Below are 18730 nucleotides of genomic sequence, written 5' to 3'. Positions count from 1 at the left end.
TTGGGGGCGTCCTGAAGCTGGCTTGCAAAAAAACGAAAAACAACCCTATGCACAGTAGGCGCAGCGGGTTGCTAATTCATTAGTACACGAACAAATAGGCCGTTTCGGCCAAAACGCAATTCACGTTTTCGCAATGCACAATTGAGCGCGAAATGTGAGATTTACAATAGAACCCCGTATTTTACCGGTCCCGGCGACGTGCCGGTTCCGCTGCCGGGTTCCGCTCGATCGCGATGGCGTCGTCGCGCATGGCGAGCAGGCCGAAGAGAGCCGCGCCGCCGATCCCGCCGATGACAGCGCCGAGCGGCATGAAGGTGAAGAACACCAGCATGCCGCTATGGCCTTCAAAGCTCGTGGTGTGCGCGATTTCGACCCAGGCGAGCCCGGCTCCGATGCCGAGCGCCGCCCCGCCCAGCGCGCCCAGGAACAGCCCCAAGATTACAAGCAACGCGACTTTCATTGGCCCGACTCGCCCCCGGCGTGCACGACGCCCCGGAGTGGGTCTGGGAAACGGGGAGGGAGGTTCAAACGGGGCTTGTGGAGATGCGCGAGCGCGCGCCACGTATTCGATGTCGTCCTGGCGAAGGCCAGGACCCATTACCCCAGGGAGGAGTTTGGCGAAGATTGGTTGTTCGGGATTAACGCCACCTGCCATCGAGAGATTCCGCGGTATGGGTCCTGGCCTTCGCCAGGACGACACCGGGCCGTGTCGCCAGCGCTGGAACCCGAGCCTGTCCACGCCCGTTAAGGTGCCGACACCTCATCCGGAGACACCAATCATGAAATCCCCGCTCATCGCCTGCGCCGCTGTCCTTCTCATGCTCGGCGCGACATCCGCCGCCGACGCCAAGGGCTGTATCAAAGGCGCCGTCGTCGGCGGCGTCGCCGGTCACTATGCCGGCCATCACGGCGTGCTCGGCGCCGCCGCAGGCTGCCTTTACGGTCGCCACCAAGCGAAGGAGCAGGAGAAGCAGCAGCAACAGCAGAGCCAGGTGAACGGCCAAGGAAAGCTGTAGCCAAGCTGTAACGCTGGCGCTGCCTTTCCACGCAGCCCACATCGTGATAGCGAGACGCCGCGGCAGCGGGCCGCGCTTCCAACCGATGGAGGGCGTCATGCGCAACTATCGCGATCTCGAAAACCTCCCCTGCTTTCAGCGTCACGCGTAAGCGGCGGAACTCATTCCCCTCGGAAACCCACGTCAAGCGGGGCAGGCGCGTCGTCCATGGTGACGTCGAACTGACCGAAAAGCTCGGCCGCAACGACCTCTGCCCCTGTGGCTCCGGACGCAGGTTTCAAGGCCTGTTGCATGATCTCCGGCGCCCATGACGGCTCCAACCGCAAATATTACTTTCAGGGAGTGAGAGCCTGACTTGCCGCCATGTCGGCGGTCCGCTTCCTCGCCCCGCCTTGTGCCGAAGCTTCGGCGAACAAGAGCGGGGCGAGGTGAACAGCAGCCCGTGACCCATCTCACATCGCGGATCTCCCGATGCGGCTAATGTCATCCGCATGTCACCAGGGAGACGTGCCATGGCCGTCACCGCCGCCGCGAGAAAGTCCCGCCTGCACAACGCGCTCGAAGGCTTTGCGCTGACCGCGATCCTCCAGAGTTTCCCGACCTTCGCCGCCGCCGCGCTACTGCTCAAGCTGTTCGGCAATCACGACCTCGTCGGCGACCCCGGCGTCGCCATCTTCGTCGCCTGCGCGTCCCTCGTTCACGCGGTGATCGCGGTGACGCTGGGGTCGGCAATCCCGGCGCTCTCCAGGCTGCTCTACGAGCCGAGCTTCTTCGATCCCAGCCTGTCACTCTCCGAAAAAATCACCGAATGGCGCACCCAGCCGGCGGCCTCGATGCAGCTCGTGGCGATCGTGCTGATGCTGTCGGTGATGGCGGTGGTGACGGCGAGCGTGGGGTGAGCGTGTTATGCCCTTCATCACCGCGTCGAAATCCGGCCCGCTCAATTGGCTCGAAGGCTTTGCGCTCACCACAATTCTTCAGGGCTTCCCGATCTTCGCTGCTGCCTCTCTGATGGTTAAGCTTCTGGGAGACTACCGCGGCAGCAGCCCTGTACTCACGATTGCCTTGGCGTCGATCTTCTACAGCGTCTTCGTCGTCTCGGTCGGGTCGGCGTTACCGACGCTCTTCAAGAACGGCTACGAAGCCCAGTTCTTCGATGCGAACCTGTCCCTCTCCGAAAAGATCGCCCGCTGGCGCACCAAGCCCGCGACGTCGGTGCAGCTCATGGCGTCTGTACTGCTGTTGTCGCTGCTGGCGGCGATTGCGGGGTGAGGAGCCTCAATCTCTCCGCGTCATTCCGGGGCGCCGCAAAGTGGCGAGCCCGGAATCCATAGCCACGACAAGCGCGGACGATACTCCGTCGCCTACCTCTTCTTCCACCCACCCCGATGCCCCGGCGCGCCGCCGCTTGACCGTGGCGACGGCCCGAACTCCGGCCCCGACTGCTTTGAATCGGTCGGCTGGATGATCCGGCTCTCGCCGCCGAACGGCTTTGACGGCAACGCGCGGTCCCCCCGGTAGGGCAACGATTCCGGGCCGTGCATCTCGTCGAGATGCGGCTTGTGCACCTTCGAGCCGCCGCTTCCGCCGCTCGCTTTCAGCGCCGAGCTCACGGTCTTTTTCTTCATCGCGCTGACGGGCAAATTGGCGGCGTCGCCGTACTTCTTCGCGCCCGCATAGGCGCCGGCCTTGCCCTGCACGGTGCGCTGCTTGACGGTGGGGTCGTCGACGACCGCGAGCTCGGTGGCGCGCAGGCGCTTGACTTCGTCGCGCAGGCGGGCGGCTTCCTCGAAGTTCAGATCGGCGGCGGCTTCGCGCATCCGGGTTTCGAGATCGCCGAGCACGGCTTCAAAATTGTGGCCGATCGAGATGACGTCGTCGGTCATGTCGTGGCCGCCGATCTCGACCAGCACATGATCGCGCTCGTAGACGCTGTTCATGATGTCGCCGATCGACTTCTTGATGCTCTCCGGCGTGATGCCATGCGCCGTGTTGTACTCCACCTGCTTTTCGCGGCGGCGGTCGGTTTCGGCGATGGCGCGCTCCATCGAGCCCGTCATCTGGTCGGCATAGAGGATCACCTTGCCGTCGACATTGCGCGCGGCGCGGCCGATGGTCTGGATCAGCGAGGTCTCGCTGCGCAGAAAGCCTTCCTTGTCGGCGTCCAGGATCGCGACCAGCGCGCATTCGGGAATGTCGAGGCCCTCGCGCAACAGGTTGATGCCGACCAGCGCGTCGAACGCGCCCAAGCGGAGATCGCGGATGATCTCGATACGCTCGATGGTGTCGATGTCCGAGTGCATGTAGCGGACGCGAATGCCTTGCTCATGCAGATATTCGGTGAGGTCCTCCGCCATGCGCTTGGTCAGCACCGTGATCAGCGAACGATAGCCGGCTTGCGCGGTGGCGCGCACCTCGCCGACGAGATCGTCGACCTGGGTGCGGGCCGGGCGAATATTAACGGGAGGATCAATAAGCCCCGTGGGGCGGATGACCTGCTCGACGAACACGCCGCCGCTCTCGTTGATCTCCCAGCCGCTCGGCGTCGCCGACACCGCGACCGTCTGCGGGCGCATCATGTCCCACTCCTCGAAGCGGAGCGGGCGGTTGTCCATGCAGGAGGGCAGGCGGAAGCCGTATTCGGCCAGCGTCGCCTTGCGGCGGAAGTCGCCTTTGAACATGGCGCCGATCTGCGGCACCGTGACGTGGCTTTCGTCGGCAAACACCAGCGCGTTGTCGGGCACGTATTCGAACAGCGTCGGCGGCGGCTCGCCGGGCAGGCGCCCGGTGAGATAGCGCGAATAGTTCTCGATGCCGGCGCAGCTTCCGGTCGCCTCCATCATCTCGAGGTCGAAGGTGGTGCGCTGCTCCAGCCGCTGCGCTTCCAGCAACCGGCCCTGGTCGTGCAGCTGGTCAAGCCGCATCTTCAATTCGGATTTGATCGACTTGATCGCCTGCACCAGCGTCGGGCGCGGCGTCACATAGTGCGAGTTGGCGTAGATCTTGATGAATTCGAGCTCGTCCTGCTTGTGGCCGGTGAGCGGATCGAACTCCTCGATGTTCTCCACGGTGTCGCCGAACAAATTCACGCGCCAGGCTCGATCTTCATAGTGCGCCGGAAAGATGTCGATGACGTCGCCGCGCACGCGAAACGTGCCGCGGGTAAAGTCGGCCTGGGTACGCTTGTACTGGAGGGCAACGAGGTCGGCGATGAGCTGGCGCTGGTCGATGCGCTCGCCCTTCTTCAGCGCGAACGTCATCGCGGTGTAGGTCTCGACCGAGCCGATACCGTAGATGCAGGACACCGACGCGACGATGATGACGTCATCGCGTTCGAGCAACGCGCGCGTCGCCGAGTGGCGCATGCGGTCGATCTGCTCGTTGATCGAAGAATCCTTTTCTATGTAGGTGTCCGTGCGCGGGACATAGGCTTCCGGCTGATAGTAATCGTAATACGAGACGAAATACTCGACCGCGTTATCCGGGAAGAAACTCTTGAACTCGCCATAGAGCTGGGCGGCCAGCGTCTTGTTCGGCGCCAGAATGATCGCGGGCCGCTGCGTCGCCTCGATCACCTTGGCCATGGTGTAGGTTTTGCCGGAACCGGTGACGCCGAGCAGCACCTGCGAACGGTCGTTGCGCTGGATGCCCTCGACCAGCTCGGCGATCGCGGTCGGCTGGTCGCCGCGCGGCTCGTATTCCGACTTGATCTCGAAGCGCACACCGCCTTCGGACTTTTCCGGGCGCGGCGGCCGGTGCGGCGTCCACACCCGCAAGCTGCCGTCGTCCTTGCGGAACTCCGGTCGGCCCTCGCGGATCAGCGATTCCAGCGCATCCGCGGTAGCCTTGACGCCGAGCGCCTCCATCTTGTTGCGCGGGGGACGCGCAAGCGCTTCCGCATCGTCCTCTTCTGTCGGCATCCCCAACTGACGGGCCAGTTCCGGATCGAGCGTCGGGATCGTGGCCGCGGTTCCGTAATTGGCCTGCGGCGCTTCGCCAAGACCTTCGGCCTCTCCGCTCCCTCCCCCCTTGCGGGCGAGGGTCGGGGAGAGGGGTAAGCCACGAGTCGCGCTGCCCGATGCGGTATCCTGTGGAAAGTCTCTTGGCGTCGAGGCACGCGCCCGATGCGCGGCGGCCTCGCCCCCGGAGCGGCGGTCGCGCGAATTGTCCGGCGGCGGCTGGAGGCCGGTGCCCGAGCCAAGCCCGGCATCGCCGCGATTGATCGCGGGATTGAGCAGTTCGGCCAGCGCCGGCCCGATCGGCTGCACGTCAGGCCGATGCGCTTTGGAGTTCGGCGCCTTCGAGCTCAGTGCCTTGGATTTGGGGGATTTTGCGGGGGGAGCAGGTTTCTTCGCCATGCCCCGAATATGGGGCGAGTCCGCCCCTCAGAAAAGAGCGAAAGCCCGTCCGTACGCAGGCTGCTGACAGCAGGTTGGCAGCAGGGCGGCCGAGTGGAGCCAGAAGCGCCTCCGAGGTCGGCTCGCTGCGGGAACCGAAGATTGTGGAAAAGATCCGGGTGGTATCGGTTTCGGACCGCAACCGACTCGCGAATCGGAACCCCGCATGGCGACATTCGCCCATAGGCTGAGTTTTTTCATTTACGCAATTGGGGGCGGGGATGCTGTTCGCAATGGGACGCCGCATTGTCGCGGCGGTTGTCGTGCTGTCGATGTTGTCGGGCTGCGCGGAGATTGATCGAAGAGGTGGGACGGTCGCGGAGATAGAGGACTACGTTCTCTTCGTCGCGCACACCAAGAGCCACCGGTTGTTTCGCTCCTATCTTCTTGCGGGAGTGCTTCTTGCCGCCGCACGGCAGGGAGGACACAATGAAGCCGACAGGATGGCGATCGAAGGAAATCTGAAGTCGGTCCTGGAGGTTGCCGCTGAGGCATATGGCTGTCTCTACCCCGCAACGACGGCGAAATTCGTTGTTGTCGGGTTCAACTCCACGACGCCCCAGGCCGATGCGGTAACGAACATTGGAACATCGGCTGCGATCAGCTTCACGCCGCCAGCGATCTGCCAATTTTTCGACGAGAAGATGGCCCGTCTCGACTACGCCTTGTTTCGTCTCGCGTTGTCCTCAATCTTCAACGCCCAAAGCAACGTCTATCTCGGTGAGATCCGCGACAAGCTGATCGGGAAGATCCCGGTACTGTCGTCGACGGCAAAGGCCGCGATCTATACCAACAAAGCGGTGAATGAGACAACGACGATCGTCGATGATCTGTTGAATCTCAGCTTTTCCAGCGCCGGTCCCGTCCTGACGCTGCTGCCGCTCTACCGCGACTCACTCGAATTGAACATGTGGTTGATCATCGACAACCTCACGCGCTACTGCACAGCGGGCGCTGCCGCGAGTCCGGAAAAGAGCTACGACATCGCAACGCCCGAGGCCGTCTGCAAGACGCTCGGCTATGCGCTCTACATCATGAACAACGGCAATGGCGACTTGCGCCTCTGGCGCGATTTCGTCTGGAGCATGAATTACGCCGCGCTGAATTTCGAAGCCTATGTGCCCCACTACTTTCTCGTGACCGCCTTGATGTGGCGCACGTGCAGAAGCCTCTTTGGCGACACGAGCCAGTACTCGGCAACTCCAACCAGCCAGAACAAGTGCCAGGTAATGATGGCAAACTCGTTGGCCAACGACCAAGTGTTCCAGAACGTCCTTTACATCCAGGGGGCTGGGGGGCGCATCTACAGCGCCAAGCGGCAGCCGTCGACCGATGTCGCGAAAAAGCCGGGCTCTGTTCCCGCAAATGCATCGAGTCCGCGTAGTGAAACGGAATCGACCGGCTCGATCGGCGAAAAGGCCTCGGCACCGAGCGCTGTTACACGATAATCGTTGTCGGTATCCCGGCGGCCTGCCGGGCCCGTGTTGGCCTGGTCTAGCTGCAAGCGAAATGCAGCAGAGCGGCCCTCACGCCGCCGGCAGCGGCCCGTCGTCGTCCTCGGCTGTCACGCGCGGTTCGAGGATGTCGAGATGGATCCCGCCGCAATCGGTGCAGCGCATGGTCCAGTACTCGCACCCGGCGCGGCCGCCGATCACACGGAGCACCGTGAGATCGCCGTCGCATTCCGGGCATCTCGACAGCACATTACGGGCGTAGATCCTCGGCCGTGGTTCGTCTTCGAATTCGATGATTGACATGACCGGTTCCCCAATTGCGCCGCGCTGTCCCAGGTCGGTTTGAAATGTCGGTTTGAAATCCGCTTATTCGTCGTCGCTGTCGTCGGCGCGCCGGCGGAAGCGATCGATGTGGTGCTTGGCATCGGCAATCGCGGCGTCGGGATCGGGCCAGGCGAAGCCGACTTCCATGGCCGGAAACAGCACGCCGTCGATGGCAACCGGGCTGAAATCGGCGCGCCTGATACGGGCGTGCCACAGTCCCTTGCCTGCTTCGAAGGATTCGATGTCAAAGCCGTCGTAAAGGGTCGTCATTGGTAGTCCCCGAATGTCCTGTTCTGTTGGAGGGTCAGGGGACCACATTTCCGGATGTGCGGATGTGAAGCGGTTCACAAGCGGCCGGCTTTTTCACCCAATCGGGTGATGGATCAGCCCCGTCCGGCGGCTCGTCCGACCCGCCGCGGCCGGGCTGCGGGTTCCGCGGCCGCGCGCATGATCCAGCGGCGGAACGCGGCAAAGTCGCGCTGCTCGGTTTGGAAGCTGCGGTAGAGCAGGTACCAGCGCATGCCCTTGGGCACCGAGAGATCGAACGGCGCGACCAAGCGTCCGGCGGCGAGATCGTCGTCGATATAGGGCCGGATGCCCATGGCGATGCCGAGCCCGTCGGCGGCGGCTTGCAGCGCCTGGCCGTAGAACTGGAACTCCGGCCCGCGCGCGTTGATCCGGGTGAGGCCGGCGGCCTTGAGCCAGAGCGGCCAGTCCTCGGTTGAATGCGTGACGCGGATCAGGCTCGGGCCTTTGAGATCCGCCGGGCGCTTCAGGCCGGAGGCGAGGCGGGGCACGCAGACCGGCGTGAGGTCGCCGGCGAACAATGGCTCGGCGACCAGCCCCGGCCAGTCGCCGGTGCCGAGCTTGACGCCGCAGCTCCAATCCTCGCCGAACGCGACCTCGGCGCCGCCGGTGGTGAAGCGCACCTCGATGTCGGGCTCCTCGTTGCGAAACTCCGACAGCCGCGGGATCAGCCAGCGCATCGCAAAGGTATGGCCGACGCCGATGGTGAGCACGCGGACGCTGGAGGGCGCCGTCACCTGCGCGGTGAGGCTTGCCAGCGCATCGAAGATCGGCGTCAGCCCGCTCTGATAGGCGCGTCCGGCTTGCGTCAGCACCAGTCTGTTGGCCTTGCGTTCGAACAGCGCGACGCCGAGCCGCTCTTCCAGCAGATGCACCATGCGGCTGACGGCGGCCGCCGAGACGTTGAGCTCGAGGCCGGCCGCAGCAAAGCTGCCGGTCCGCGCCGCCGCCTCGAATGCCTTGATGCCGTTGAGAAAGAGCAGCCGCCGCAAATGCAAGGACCCTCAGGAAAGCTGATGCCAGGCCAAGATAACTCAGTTTGCCTGCTTCCCACAAGCGAGGCACAAGAATGAGTGTAATTCCAAGCTGATTTGTTGAAGCGGAGGCCGTGCCCTTCGCCTCTCCCCGCCTGCGGGCAGAGGCCGGAATCCAAGCGTAGCTTGGATTCCGGGTGAGGGGGACTCTCCACGAGTCCAACTGCTACCGCCCTTGCGGAGACTCCCCCTCACCCCACCCTCTCCCCGCGAGCGGGGCGAGGGAGACGACCAGTTTGCGTCCCTTACTTTCGCGGAGCCACCACCGGAGACCCCTCGTGACATCCATGATGATCGCTGCCCTTGGATTGCTGATGGTCGGCACCGCGTTCCTGTCGGGGCTGTTCGGCATGGCGGGCGGGCTGATCCTGATCGGCGTGCTGTTGGCCTTGATGCCGCTGCCGACCGCGATGGTGCTGCATGCGATCACGCAGATGGCCTCGAACGGTTGGCGCGCCTTTCTCTGGCGCGCGCATATCCGCTGGCGGCCGGTCGCGAACTATCTGGTCGGCGCTGCCGTCGCGCTCGCAGCCTGGTCGCTCACGCGCTATGTGCCGGACAAGCCGATGGCATTGCTGCTGCTCGGCATCACGCCGTTCATGGCGCGACTGCTGCCCGCCAACATCAAGCCCGATCCCGATCGCCTCTGGCAGGGCACCGTCTATGGCACGATCTGCATGGGATTGATGCTGATGACCGGCGTCTCCGGCCCGTTGCTCGACACCTTCTTCCTCGGCGGCGATTTCGGCCGGCGCGATAAGGTCGCGACCAAGGCGATGTGCCAGCTCGTCAGCCATTTCACCAAGCTGATCTATTTCGGCGGCGTCATCGACCAGGCGGCGACGCTCGATCCGGTGCTGGCCGCCGCCGCAATCGCAGCCTCGATGCTCGGCACCACGCTGGCGCGGCGCCTGCTCGAAGCCATGACCGACCAGCAGTTCATCGCCTGGTCGAACAAGCTGATCACCACCATCGCCTGCTACTACATCGCCTATGGCGGCTGGCTGCTGGTGCGTACACCGGTGCTGGCCGCCTTCACCAAGGGAGGTTTGCAATGAGCGAGACCGCCGATCCGCTGGTGCTGGACTTCGTCGAATGGGTCGCGCGCGAACCGCGCGCTTATGCCGAGGTGATCGCGACCTGGAAGACCTCGTGCCCACGCCTCACCATCTGGGAGGACGCCGCTGACCGCGGGCTTGTCGCGCGCGAGACGCTGCCCGGTGTCGGGCTGATCATCGCGGTGACGGACAATGGCGAGAAGCTGCTGCGTGCGAACGGCCGCTGACTTCACGCGGCCGTCATTGCGAACACCATTGACTTGAGGCGAGCCCGGCGCGACGTTCATGCAATCGCATCTTCTTGCGCGCATCCTTCCAGCCCGGGACATTCAGCCATGATCGACCTGCACTATTGGTCCACGCCGAACGGCCACAAGATCACGATGTTCCTCGAAGAGACCGGACTGAAATACAAGGTCATCCCGGTCAACATCGGCAAGGGCGAGCAGTTCACGCCGGAGTTTCTGGCCGTCGCGCCCAACAACCGCATTCCCGCGATCGTCGATCACGAACCGAAAGGCGGCACCAAGCCGCTGTCGCTGTTCGAGTCGGGTGCGATCCTGCTCTATCTCGCCGAGAAGACCGGCCAGTTTCTTCCGACCGATTTCTACGCACATTACGACGTCATCCAGTGGACGTTCTGGCAGATGGGCGGCCTCGGCCCGATGGCCGGCCAGAACCACCATTTCCGCAACTACGCGCAGGAGAAGATTCCCTACGCCATCGATCGCTATGTCAACGAGACCAACCGCCTCTACGGCGTGCTCAACAAGCGCCTCGCCGATCGCGAATTCATTGCCGGCGAGTATTCCATTGCCGACATGGCGTCCTATCCCTGGGTGGTCGGTCATGCGAACCAGGGCCAGAACATCGACGACTTCCCGCATCTGAAGCGCTGGCTAGAGGTCATCCGCGTCCGCCCCGCGACCGAGCGTGCTTACGCGCTGGCCAAAGAGGTCAATCCCAACTTCGGCAAGCCCGCCATCCGCACCGACGAGGAGCGCAAGATCTTGTTCGGGCAGACCGCGTCGGTGGTGCGGTAGGTACGCTGCGCTCGCAAAGACGGAACACCATCCATGTCACTCAAGCTCTACGAACTTGTCGGCACCGACGCCTCGCGGCCCTTCAGCCCGTATTGCTGGCGCATTCGGATGGCGCTTGCGCATAAGGGGCTGTCGGCGGACTCGCTGCCCTGGCGCTTCACCGAGAAGAGCACGATCGCGCCGCACGGCTCGGAGAGGGTGCCGGTGCTGCTGCATCATGACAAGCCTGTCGTCGATTCCTGGACGATCGCGAACTATCTCGAAGACAAGTTTCCGGACCGGCCCTCGCTGTTCGGCGGCGAGGGCGGACGCGCCATGGCGCGCATGCTCAATGCGTGGGGCGACATCGCCATCGTCGGCGGCATCTCTCTGCTGATCGTCGCCGACATCCCGAAGAATCTTGCCGAAGTCGATGCCGAATATTTCCGCAAGTCGCGCGAGGCGCGTTTCGGCAAGAGCCTGGACGAGGTCCAGGCGAACCGCGACACCGGCGTCGTCGCATTCCGCAAGTCGCTCGAAGTAATGCGGCAGACGTTGAAGAAGCAGCCCTTCATCGGCGGCGATGCGCCGAACTATGCCGACTACATCGTGTTCGGCGGTTTCCAATGGTCGCGCGTGGTCAGCCCGTTCAAGCTGCTGGAGGCGGATGATCCGGTCTATGCGTGGCGCGAAAAGCTGCTCGATGCGTTCGACGGCATGGCGCGAAAGTCGCCGGGGTTTGCGGTGTAGCAGATCGGAAGCCAGGGTCGGCCGAAAGCGCGGCCCACCCTGGCGCGGAGCGCGGCTTGCGTCAGAACTTGTAGGCGATGCCAAGGCGCCCAATGTCGCTGCGCAGCTTGGTCGAGACGTTGAAGGTCGCGGTAGGTGTGTTGCCGGTCGTGACGAGGCCGGAGGTGGAGACGGAGCCGAGATCCACGTGCAGGTATTCGCCGCTCACCACCCAATGTGGCGTGATCGCATAGTCGATGCCGGCGCCAACCGTCCAGCCGACCCGGGTCTGGCTGACCGCGGCCGTCTCGAATTCCAAGCCGAATCCGAGCGGCGAGAAGCCCACATAGGTGTTCGAATATTTGACGTCGCCGATAGCGACACCGCCGGTGGCGTAGAAGAGCGCCTTGTCGACCGCATAACCGATGCGGGGGCGAATGGTCGCGAGCCAGTTGGTCGAGACGGTGGTTGTGAACGCCGCGGTGCCAGCGGGGAACGTCAGGAACGGACTGCCGGCCGTCGCGACCGTCTTGTTGAAGTGGCGCCACGAAATGTCGCCTTCGACGCCGACGACGAAACTGCCCCATTGCTGATTGTAACCGGCCTTGCCGCCAACGATTGCACTTGTGCCCGACAGGTTCGGCGAACCGATGGCGCTCAGTCCGGGAATGTCGGCGGGGAAGTAGAGCGGAACCGGCCCGTTGACAGCGCTGAGACTCGTATCCGCCTTGGTCCAGCTCGCGCCGGCAGTTCCGCCAACGTAAAATCCCGTCCAGCTGAACGGCGCGACCGCAGGGAGGGCCTTGTAGACCGGGGCCTGGATGTCGGCTGCCGCAGCCGCGGAGACGGACGCCATTCCCCCGACGGCCGCGAGGAGCGCGAGTCGTGAGAAGCAAATTCGTGCCATGCAGAGCCCCTAGCCGATAAAACCTGAGGTGGTTCACTAGCAGGGGACCAGCCCATTGGCTGTTCCTGAAATGTCACGCGACGCTCAAGCCGCGGCGCCGAGACCGACATGATCACGCTCGTGACGACATCGGGCAGGAAAATATTCGCGACGCGCGGAAGTCGCCGGGTATGCGGTGTAGCGCGGGCTGCACTCACGCTTGTTGGGAGAGAGCACACTTCCTCCCCATCGTCGTCCCGGCGAAGGCCGGGACCCATACCGCGTGATCTATCGATCGCGGATGGTATCCGTACCGAACGACGGGTCTTCGTCAAACCTCTCTCTGGGATTATGGGTCCCGGCCTTCGCCGGGACGACACTGAATGTGTGGAAAGCGCTCGCACCTCGCGAGCCGCGGCGGCTTATTTTGCAGCGCTCGCCGCCTCCGCCGCAGCCTTGCGCAAACACTCCCGGCACAGGCAATCCTCGCCCTTCACCGGCATCGGCAGCCGCGCCGTCTCCTCCGCGCACCAGCAGGTGCCCGATAGGTCGCAGCCGAACTCGGTGCCGCAGCGGGAGCAGGCGAGGCGGCGCGGTTGCGGTTCCGGCAACGGAATTTCTTTCGGAATTGTCATGATTTGCGCAAAAGCCTGACCGTCATTTTCATGTCGGGTTCATCTCCCGCTGCGGTATATTAGGCGTCGCGCACAGACCAGGGAAGCGGTTGGCTCCGCGCGGAGGACAAATTGATGGCCCGCGATTCGCAAGCTGCGCTGGTTGCGCTGAATCGATTCGGCTTCGGGGCCCGCGGCGGCGCATCCGGCGATCTCATCAATGCGGCCTCCGATCCCAGAGGTTTCGTCAAGGCGGAGCTGGCCCGCCCCTCAGGCGTGCTGCTGGAGGCGCCGGGCCTGCAATCGACACCGCAGCTCGGCCAGGCCGTGTTCGCCTATCAGGACCAGGTCAAGCAGGCGCGCGAGGCCGCCGCGAAGGCTGGCGCGCCGACGGAGGCCCAGCCTGCGCAGACGCCGGCCGATCAGAAGCCCGGGCTGCGCCGCAATCTCTCGCTGAACACGGTGGCGACCGAGATTGCCGGCCAGATGGCCGAGGCCAAACCTGCCGACAACAAGCCGGCCGACAATGCGATGAAGCCCGATGCCATGCAGCCCAACGCGGCCGCACCGCCTGCTGCGAAAGCCGCGCCGCAGCCGCTCAATGTGATCCAGAAAACCTTTCGCGCCGAGGCGCTGGCGCGGTTGCAGCGCGCGACGCTGGTCGATTGCGGCTTCACCGAGCGGCTTGTGGTGTTCTGGTCCAACCATTTCTGCATCTCCGCGAGCAAGGGCGAGCTGGCGCGGATGTGGGCCGGTGCGTTCGAACGCGAGGCGATCCGTCCGCATGTGCTCGGGCGTTTCGCCGACATGTTGAAGGCGGTGGAGCAGCATCCGGCGATGCTGTTCTTCCTCGACAACCAGCAATCGCTTGGGCCGGATTCGCGCGCGGGCCAGAACCGCAAGCGTGGGCTGAACGAGAATCTCGCGCGCGAGATCATGGAGCTGCATACGCTCGGCGTCGGCGGCGGCTATACCCAGGAAGACGTCACCTCGCTCGCGCGCATCATTACGGGCTGGACCTTTGCCGGCCGGCAGGGCCAGCTCGGTGTGCCCGGCTCCTTCGTGTTCAACACCAATGCGCACCAGCCCGGGCCGCAAATGCTGCTCGGCAAAACCTACGAGGCGACGGGGCTATCGCAGGGCGAGGCCGCGCTCGCCGACATCGCGCGTCATCCATCGACGGCGAATTTCGTCGCCACCAAATTCGTCCGTCACTTCGTGGCCGATGATCCGCCGCAGGCCTTGGTCGCGCGATTGCGCGACGTCTTCGTCAAGACCGACGGCGATCTCAAGGCACTGGCAACGGCGCTGGTCGATTCCGACGAGGCCTGGCAGGCGCCGTTGACCAAGATGCGCTCGCCCTATGATTTTGTGATCGCGAGCGGGCGGCTGCTCGCGCGCGTGCCCGAGGATCCCGGTGGCACTCTCAACAACCTGAACCTGCTCGGCCAGCCCTTGTGGACACCGGCAGGCCCGAATGGTTTCCCCGACACCAGTGCGGCCTGGGCCGCGCCCGAGGGCATGAAGCTCCGGCTCGATATCGCCTCGCAGATGGGCGCGCGGCTCGGCAACAACATCGATCCGCTCGATCTGCTGGAATTCGCCGCTGCGGACGCGGCTTCGGTCGAAACGCGGCGGACGATCGAGCGCGCGGAGTCGCGTCAGCAGGCGCTGGCACTGCTGCTGATGTCGCCGGAAATGCAGAGGAGATGATGATGATCGACTGCGTCGAAAACCGGCTCCTCACCTCGCGCCGCGGCCTTCTGCTCGGCGGCGCCTCCTTCGCCGCCTGGGCCTATTTGCCGAAATTCGCGCGTGCGGCTGACGGACGTGACCCACGGCTGGTCGTGGTGATCCTGCGCGGTGCGCTCGACGGGCTCGCAACCGTCGCGCCGATCGGCGATCCGCCGCGCCGCAAAATCAGCCCATCGTGATCTTGTCGATCTCGGCGAGATCCTCGGCAGAGAGTTTCCAGGCGATTGCCTTGACGTTTTCCTCGACCTGCTCGACGCGGGTGGCGCCGGCGATCACGCTCGACACCTGCGGGCGCGCGGCGAGCCAGGAGAAGGCGAGCTCGAGCATCGAATGGCCGCGGGCTTTGGCAAAGGCCTGGAGCTTTTCGACGATGTCCTCGTTGCGCGGTGTGACGTAGCGGTCGCGCAGCGCCGGCGCCTTGCCAAAGCGCGTGTCGGCGGGCGCGGCGGCACCGCGCTGGTACTTGCCGGTGAGCAGGCCGCTCGCGAGCGGGAAGAACGGCAACAGGCCGAGCTTGTATTCCTGCGCGGCCGGCAGCAAATCCTTCTCGATGTCGCGCACGACGAGGCTGTATTCGTCCTGGGCCGAGACGAAGCGGCTGACATTCATCGCGCGCGCGGTGAACTCGGCTTCGGCGATGCGCCAGGCCGGAAAGTTGGAATTGCCGATATAGCGGACCTTGCCCTGGCGGATCAGGTCGTCGAGCGCGCGCAGCGTCTCTTCCATCGGCGTCAGCGGATCGTAATCGTGCTGCTGGTAGAGATCGATGTAGTCGGTCTTGAGCCGCGTCAGGCTGGCCTCGACCGCGTTCATGATGTAGCGGCGCGAGGCGCCCTGCTTGGTGCCGTCGGCCGCCATCGGCTTGGAATATTTGGTGGCGAGCACGATGTCCTTGCGGCGGTCGCCGAGCACGGTGCCGAGCACCGTCTCCGAGCCGCCCTGGCCCGCATAGATGTCGGCGGTGTCGAACAGCGTGATGCCGAGATCGATCGCGCGGTGGATCACCTTGCGCGAGGCCTCCAGATCGGTGCGCTGGCCGAAATTGTTGCAGCCGAGCCCGACCGCAGAGACGCGCAGGCCGGAGCCGCCGAGATTACGAATTTCCATGGGGAATCCTGTCAGAAGAAAGCAGGGGCCCATTGTGACCGTGGCGCGCTGCACCGGCAAGCCGTCGCCCGCGTTGCTGCCATGCTGAAAGGAACTGCGGACAAAAAAATGCGGCCCCAGTCAGACGCGGCGACTGACGGGGACCGCTTGGGCGCTTGATCGGTGACGGGGGGCCTGATCAGACGCAGCCGCAACCTAGTCCCGGAGTGTTACGCGCGGGTGACAGGCAAAGTTATCCACAGGGCTCCCGCAGCGGGATCAGAATATCTTGCGATAGACGATGAAGCCGGAGCGTTCCGCGACCTTGTCGTACAGGCTCTGCGCCGTGACATTGGTTTCATGCGTCTGCCAATAGACGCGCGGTGATCCCGCGAGCTTGGCGCGCTCATAGACGCCGTTAATCAGCGCCGAGGCGACGCCCTTGCCGCGTGAGGCCTCAAGCGTGAACAGATCCTGCAAGTAACACGACGGCTCGATCGCAGTGGTGCTGCGATGAAACAGATAGTGCGTCAGCCCGAGCAGGCGGCCCTCGCTCTCGGCGACCAGCGCATGCACCGGCTCATAGGCGTCGAAGAAGCGCTGCCAGGTCACGCGCGTGATCTCGGGTGCAAGCGCAGTCGGGCCCGAGCGGCCGTAGAAGGCGTTGTAGCCGTCCCACAGCGGCAGCCACTGATCGTAGTCCTGCCTGGTGACGGAGCGAATGGTGAGTGACATCTGAGGATTCCACGATCGAAAAGCCGATGAGGCATTCTTCATACGTGATGAAGGGCGCGTCGATCAATCGCGTTGTCGCACTACTCAGCGACCCGCAGATAACGCATCAGCTTGCGGCCCGTGGGATCGCGTAGCGAGCGGTAATAATCGGCGCGTGCGGGCGTATCGGTGTGGCGCACGAGGTCGGTCACCGGCGTGTAGCTCAGCATGCGCCCGCCATCGGGCAACGCGGTGCAGACGAAGCGCAGCACCTCGCCATTGGCCAGATTGATATTGATCGGCGTGGCGTCGCCGATCCGTACCATCTCCATGCGCTGTGCGATGAAGGCGCTCAACTCATCCTCCGGCAGTTCGAACGCGCCGGTGTCGCGGCCGTGATACATCAGCGCGATGAACGGCGGCTTGTTGTCAGCCTTCTCGTCTGGCAGCGCAAAATAGTCGCGGAACGCGCGATTGATGAATTCGGCGCGGGTCTCGGCATCGAGCAGCACGATGCCGATATCGACCTGGTCGAGCGCGGCCGACAGCCGCGCGGCGGTGGCGTGGTTGCGCTGCTCGGCGGCGAATGCGTCGAGCAGGCGCTCGCGCATCAGGCCGGTGATGGCGGCGGTGCCGGCGGTCGTGATCGCGAGCAGGCCGAGCTGCACCAGATCGGCCTCGTCAAAGCCCGGCATGGTGCGATGGCGGAGAGAAAGCAGCGCCGCGCCGATCACGGCGATGGTGGCGCTGCCAAGCGCGGACGCGAAGCCCGAGAGTGAACCGGCAAGCGCAACGATGCAGACGAACAGGGGCGCAAGCGAGAGAACAGGAAGATGGCGGTCGAGCACGATCGCCAGCAGCGCGGTCGCTGCCGTCAGCGCCGGACCGGAGATCGCTCGCCATCCGAACCGCATGGCCTGTCTCGCTCCTCCCTGAACGAGTTAAGACCGCGAGACTGACCGATCGTTGCGCGATCGCCACGTAATTCGCGCGCGGTGCTTAAGGCGTGCTTGCGACCCGGCGCAAAGCTTTCAAATGATTTTAGGCCAAATCGACCGGCGTCACGTGTTGTGGCGGACGACGAGCACCGGCGCGTGCAGCGTCGAGATGCCGACGGCCTTGCGCGTGCCCGTCACGATCAACAGCGATGCCGCGACCAGGATGGCCGCCGTCAGGGCTATTGCAACGAGTGCCGCCGGTGACTTCATGGATGTCCTGCCGCGTGCCTGTCGGCGCCGATTTACAGGGCGCCTTGAAGGCTGATCGAGGACGAAACGGGGATCAGATCGGCAGGCCCATCGCCATGGTCGCCTTGGTGGTCAGCACCGTGAGGGTGACGATCAGACATAGCGACAGCGCCGCGATGGCCAGCGAGGCCGCCACGGCGTGGGTCAACCGGGAGGAGGCGGCAATCGCGGATCGGCCCTGAAAGCCGACCGTGCCGGACGCCCGAATCATGGTCTAAATCCTTCAACGTGCGAGCGAATCACTCGCGACGTCACACAACTTCACAATTCCAACCGGCAATATTGGGGCGGCAATCCTGCTAAAATGGCGAGATTGCGGCAAAGGTTAACGGTATGCCCGCTATTTCTTAACGCCGTACCGGTTTTCAGGCCCCGGCCGCGATGCTGGCGGGGTCCTCGATGTCGGCGGGGCGCCAGTCCATCGCCACGAAGCCGGGCGTCGCTTCGACGCGCTTCAGCCAGTCCCGGATCGCCGGGAAGGTCGAAAGGTCGAAGTCGCAGCGCTCGGCGACGTGGGTATAACCGTAGAGCGCGATGTCGGCGACCGTCAGCTGGCGCGCGGCGAAGTAGGCGTTGGTCTTGAGGTGGTTCTCCATCACCTGGAGCGCGCCATAGCCGCGCTCCATCCAGTCCTCCAGCGCGTGGGTCTGGAGGTCGCGGCCGCCCTTCACCAGCGACAGCCAGAAATAGGCGGCGCCGATATTCGGCTCGAGCGCGTGCTGCTCGAAGAACATCCATTGCAGCGCCTCGGCGCGATCGATGCGATTCTCCGGCGCGAGCGGCGTGCCGACAGCGACGTACCACAGGATGGCGTTGGACTCGGCGAGGAAACGGTCGTTGCCTACCTCGAGCAGCGGCACCTGGCCGGATGGGTTCTTCGACAGGAAGTCGGGCGTACGGCTTTCGCCGCGCAGAATGTCCACTTCGATTGCTTGGTAAGGCAAGTTCAGCAGCGCCAGCGCAAGGCGGACCTTGTAGCTGTTGCCGGAGCGTTGCATCGAATAGAGCTTGTACATTCTGGGAGTTCGATTCCGAAGGACAGGATAAGCGCGGGGCTTGTTGCCCCGCAACGCGGCTAAACAATGATG

23 protein-coding genes and 1 pseudogene are annotated in these 18730 nt (G+C 64.2%); 11 read left to right on the top strand and 13 right to left on the bottom strand.

Features of this window, described 5'->3' with window-relative positions; translation table 11 throughout:
• Nucleotides 1–181: 181 nt before the first annotated feature.
• Nucleotides 182–460 (bottom strand): hypothetical protein, encoded by a 279-nt coding sequence (locus UP06_RS15975; RefSeq protein WP_045003728.1) that lies wholly within the window; start codon nt 458–460, stop codon nt 182–184.
• A 319-nt stretch (nt 461–779) separates the two neighbouring features.
• Between UP06_RS15975 and UP06_RS15970 the strand changes: the two genes are divergently transcribed.
• The 4 genes from UP06_RS15970 to UP06_RS15960 all read left to right on the top strand — a co-directional run bounded on the left by UP06_RS15970 (nt 780) and on the right by UP06_RS15960 (nt 2288).
• Nucleotides 780–1016 carry a hypothetical protein gene (locus UP06_RS15970; RefSeq protein ID WP_045003727.1) on the top strand — a complete coding sequence of 79 codons (237 nt, stop codon included), beginning with the start codon at nt 780–782 and terminating at the stop codon, nt 1014–1016.
• Nucleotides 1017–1123: 107 nt separating this feature from the next.
• Complete coding sequence (locus UP06_RS42560) at nt 1124–1327, top strand: SEC-C metal-binding domain-containing protein (RefSeq protein WP_197087297.1); 204 nt, start codon at nt 1124–1126, stop codon at nt 1325–1327.
• Nucleotides 1328–1528: 201 nt separating this feature from the next.
• Nucleotides 1529–1915: a hypothetical protein gene (locus UP06_RS15965; protein ID WP_045003725.1), complete on the top strand. Its 387-nt coding sequence runs from the start codon at nt 1529–1531 to the stop codon at nt 1913–1915.
• Between the two features lie 7 nt (nt 1916–1922).
• Complete coding sequence (locus UP06_RS15960) at nt 1923–2288, top strand: hypothetical protein (protein ID WP_045003724.1); 366 nt, start codon at nt 1923–1925, stop codon at nt 2286–2288.
• Between the two features lie 92 nt (nt 2289–2380).
• On the opposite strand, the gene uvrB is transcribed toward UP06_RS15960, so the two are convergent.
• Entirely contained in the window at nt 2381–5374 is a 2994-nt protein-coding gene (uvrB, locus tag UP06_RS15955) for an excinuclease ABC subunit UvrB (RefSeq protein WP_082081443.1), read from the bottom strand.
• A gap of 260 nt (nt 5375–5634) precedes the next feature.
• Here uvrB and UP06_RS15950 point away from each other — a divergent pair, with 260 nt between their 5' ends.
• Entirely contained in the window at nt 5635–6861 is a 1227-nt protein-coding gene (locus UP06_RS15950) for a hypothetical protein (protein WP_045003722.1), read from the top strand.
• A 78-nt stretch (nt 6862–6939) separates the two neighbouring features.
• Here the strand turns inward: UP06_RS15950 and UP06_RS15945 are convergent, their stop codons facing one another.
• The 3 genes from UP06_RS15945 to UP06_RS15935 all read right to left on the bottom strand — a co-directional run bounded on the left by UP06_RS15945 (nt 6940) and on the right by UP06_RS15935 (nt 8489).
• Nucleotides 6940–7170, bottom strand: coding sequence for a hypothetical protein (locus UP06_RS15945; RefSeq protein ID WP_045003720.1), 231 nt, complete (start codon nt 7168–7170; stop codon nt 6940–6942).
• Between the two features lie 63 nt (nt 7171–7233).
• On the bottom strand, nt 7234–7461 hold the full coding sequence (locus tag UP06_RS15940; protein ID WP_027534256.1) for a hypothetical protein: 228 nt from the start codon (nt 7459–7461) through the stop codon (nt 7234–7236).
• 113 nt (nt 7462–7574) lie between these two features.
• Entirely contained in the window at nt 7575–8489 is a 915-nt protein-coding gene (locus tag UP06_RS15935; RefSeq protein ID WP_045003718.1) for a LysR substrate-binding domain-containing protein, read from the bottom strand.
• A 320-nt stretch (nt 8490–8809) separates the two neighbouring features.
• Between UP06_RS15935 and UP06_RS15930 the strand changes: the two genes are divergently transcribed.
• From UP06_RS15930 to UP06_RS15915, 4 genes are all read left to right on the top strand, one after another.
• Complete coding sequence (locus tag UP06_RS15930; protein ID WP_045003717.1) at nt 8810–9589, top strand: TSUP family transporter; 780 nt, start codon at nt 8810–8812, stop codon at nt 9587–9589.
• Complete coding sequence (locus tag UP06_RS15925) at nt 9586–9816, top strand: hypothetical protein (protein ID WP_045003716.1); 231 nt, start codon at nt 9586–9588, stop codon at nt 9814–9816. Before UP06_RS15930 ends, UP06_RS15925 begins: the two co-directional genes overlap by 4 nt.
• Nucleotides 9817–9924: 108 nt before the next feature.
• Complete coding sequence (locus UP06_RS15920; RefSeq protein ID WP_045003715.1) at nt 9925–10632, top strand: glutathione S-transferase N-terminal domain-containing protein; 708 nt, start codon at nt 9925–9927, stop codon at nt 10630–10632.
• A gap of 33 nt (nt 10633–10665) precedes the next feature.
• Nucleotides 10666–11361, top strand: coding sequence for a glutathione S-transferase family protein (locus UP06_RS15915; RefSeq protein WP_045003713.1), 696 nt, complete (start codon nt 10666–10668; stop codon nt 11359–11361).
• Between the two features lie 61 nt (nt 11362–11422).
• Here UP06_RS15915 and UP06_RS15910 read toward each other — a convergent pair whose 3' ends face one another.
• Nucleotides 11423–12196, bottom strand: coding sequence for an outer membrane protein (locus UP06_RS15910; RefSeq protein ID WP_045003711.1), 774 nt, complete (start codon nt 12194–12196; stop codon nt 11423–11425).
• Between the two features lie 452 nt (nt 12197–12648).
• The gene (locus UP06_RS15905) at nt 12649–12861 is read right to left on the bottom strand and encodes a cysteine-rich CWC family protein (protein ID WP_045003710.1); all 213 of its coding nucleotides are present in this window, start codon (nt 12859–12861) and stop codon (nt 12649–12651) included.
• 114 nt (nt 12862–12975) lie between these two features.
• Between UP06_RS15905 and UP06_RS15900 the strand changes: the two genes are divergently transcribed.
• Entirely contained in the window at nt 12976–14553 is a 1578-nt protein-coding gene (locus UP06_RS15900; RefSeq protein ID WP_045003708.1) for a DUF1800 domain-containing protein, read from the top strand.
• Nucleotides 14554–14555: 2 nt separating this feature from the next.
• Nucleotides 14556–14747, top strand: a pseudogene (locus tag UP06_RS15895) (DUF1501 domain-containing protein); the annotation flags it as partial.
• Between the two features lie 13 nt (nt 14748–14760).
• On the opposite strand, the gene UP06_RS15890 reads toward UP06_RS15895, so the two are convergent.
• From UP06_RS15890 to UP06_RS15875, 6 genes are all read right to left on the bottom strand, one after another.
• Complete coding sequence (locus UP06_RS15890; RefSeq protein ID WP_045003704.1) at nt 14761–15702, bottom strand: aldo/keto reductase; 942 nt, start codon at nt 15700–15702, stop codon at nt 14761–14763.
• Nucleotides 15703–15960: 258 nt separating this feature from the next.
• Nucleotides 15961–16416, bottom strand: a complete 456-nt coding sequence (locus tag UP06_RS15885; RefSeq protein WP_045003702.1) for a GNAT family N-acetyltransferase — start codon at nt 16414–16416, stop codon at nt 15961–15963.
• A gap of 80 nt (nt 16417–16496) precedes the next feature.
• On the bottom strand, nt 16497–17309 hold the full coding sequence (locus tag UP06_RS15880; protein WP_045003700.1) for a PAS-domain containing protein: 813 nt from the start codon (nt 17307–17309) through the stop codon (nt 16497–16499).
• A 147-nt stretch (nt 17310–17456) separates the two neighbouring features.
• Nucleotides 17457–17603 (bottom strand): hypothetical protein, encoded by a 147-nt coding sequence (locus UP06_RS41530; protein ID WP_197087270.1) that lies wholly within the window; start codon nt 17601–17603, stop codon nt 17457–17459.
• A gap of 73 nt (nt 17604–17676) precedes the next feature.
• Complete coding sequence (locus UP06_RS41525; RefSeq protein ID WP_197087268.1) at nt 17677–17853, bottom strand: hypothetical protein; 177 nt, start codon at nt 17851–17853, stop codon at nt 17677–17679.
• A gap of 154 nt (nt 17854–18007) precedes the next feature.
• Nucleotides 18008–18658 (bottom strand): glutathione S-transferase family protein, encoded by a 651-nt coding sequence (locus UP06_RS15875; protein WP_045003698.1) that lies wholly within the window; start codon nt 18656–18658, stop codon nt 18008–18010.
• Nucleotides 18659–18730: the final 72 nt, after the last annotated feature.

This window comes from Bradyrhizobium sp. LTSP857, assembly GCF_000938285.1.
GTDB lineage: Bacteria > Pseudomonadota > Alphaproteobacteria > Rhizobiales > Xanthobacteraceae > Bradyrhizobium.
The sequence above is the reverse complement of the archived record's forward strand: the minus strand, read 5'-3'. Positions and strand labels throughout refer to the sequence as shown.

Excerpts from the sequence above, each read along its gene's own strand:
- UP06_RS15940 (WP_027534256.1), bottom strand. The coding sequence starts at position 7,461 with ATGACGACCCTTTACGACGGCTTTGACATCGAATCCTTCGAAGCAGGC.
- UP06_RS15965 (WP_045003725.1), top strand. The coding sequence starts at position 1,529 with ATGGCCGTCACCGCCGCCGCGAGAAAGTCCCGCCTGCACAACGCGCTC.
- UP06_RS15970 (WP_045003727.1), top strand. The coding sequence starts at position 780 with ATGAAATCCCCGCTCATCGCCTGCGCCGCTGTCCTTCTCATGCTCGGC.
- UP06_RS15890 (WP_045003704.1), bottom strand. The coding sequence starts at position 15,702 with ATGGAAATTCGTAATCTCGGCGGCTCCGGCCTGCGCGTCTCTGCGGTC.
- UP06_RS15885 (WP_045003702.1), bottom strand. The coding sequence starts at position 16,416 with ATGTCACTCACCATTCGCTCCGTCACCAGGCAGGACTACGATCAGTGG.
- UP06_RS15905 (WP_045003710.1), bottom strand. The coding sequence starts at position 12,861 with ATGACAATTCCGAAAGAAATTCCGTTGCCGGAACCGCAACCGCGCCGC.
- UP06_RS15960 (WP_045003724.1), top strand. The coding sequence starts at position 1,923 with ATGCCCTTCATCACCGCGTCGAAATCCGGCCCGCTCAATTGGCTCGAA.
- uvrB (WP_082081443.1), bottom strand. The coding sequence starts at position 5,374 with ATGGCGAAGAAACCTGCTCCCCCCGCAAAATCCCCCAAATCCAAGGCA.
- UP06_RS15915 (WP_045003713.1), top strand. The coding sequence starts at position 10,666 with ATGTCACTCAAGCTCTACGAACTTGTCGGCACCGACGCCTCGCGGCCC.
- UP06_RS15900 (WP_045003708.1), top strand. The coding sequence starts at position 12,976 with ATGGCCCGCGATTCGCAAGCTGCGCTGGTTGCGCTGAATCGATTCGGC.
- UP06_RS15910 (WP_045003711.1), bottom strand. The coding sequence starts at position 12,196 with ATGGCGTCCGTCTCCGCGGCTGCGGCAGCCGACATCCAGGCCCCGGTC.
- UP06_RS15925 (WP_045003716.1), top strand. The coding sequence starts at position 9,586 with ATGAGCGAGACCGCCGATCCGCTGGTGCTGGACTTCGTCGAATGGGTC.
- UP06_RS15920 (WP_045003715.1), top strand. The coding sequence starts at position 9,925 with ATGATCGACCTGCACTATTGGTCCACGCCGAACGGCCACAAGATCACG.
- UP06_RS15945 (WP_045003720.1), bottom strand. The coding sequence starts at position 7,170 with ATGTCAATCATCGAATTCGAAGACGAACCACGGCCGAGGATCTACGCC.
- UP06_RS15875 (WP_045003698.1), bottom strand. The coding sequence starts at position 18,658 with ATGTACAAGCTCTATTCGATGCAACGCTCCGGCAACAGCTACAAGGTC.
- UP06_RS15950 (WP_045003722.1), top strand. The coding sequence starts at position 5,635 with ATGCTGTTCGCAATGGGACGCCGCATTGTCGCGGCGGTTGTCGTGCTG.
- UP06_RS41525 (WP_197087268.1), bottom strand. The coding sequence starts at position 17,853 with ATGATTCGGGCGTCCGGCACGGTCGGCTTTCAGGGCCGATCCGCGATT.
- UP06_RS41530 (WP_197087270.1), bottom strand. The coding sequence starts at position 17,603 with ATGAAGTCACCGGCGGCACTCGTTGCAATAGCCCTGACGGCGGCCATC.
- UP06_RS15975 (WP_045003728.1), bottom strand. The coding sequence starts at position 460 with ATGAAAGTCGCGTTGCTTGTAATCTTGGGGCTGTTCCTGGGCGCGCTG.
- UP06_RS15880 (WP_045003700.1), bottom strand. The coding sequence starts at position 17,309 with ATGCGGTTCGGATGGCGAGCGATCTCCGGTCCGGCGCTGACGGCAGCG.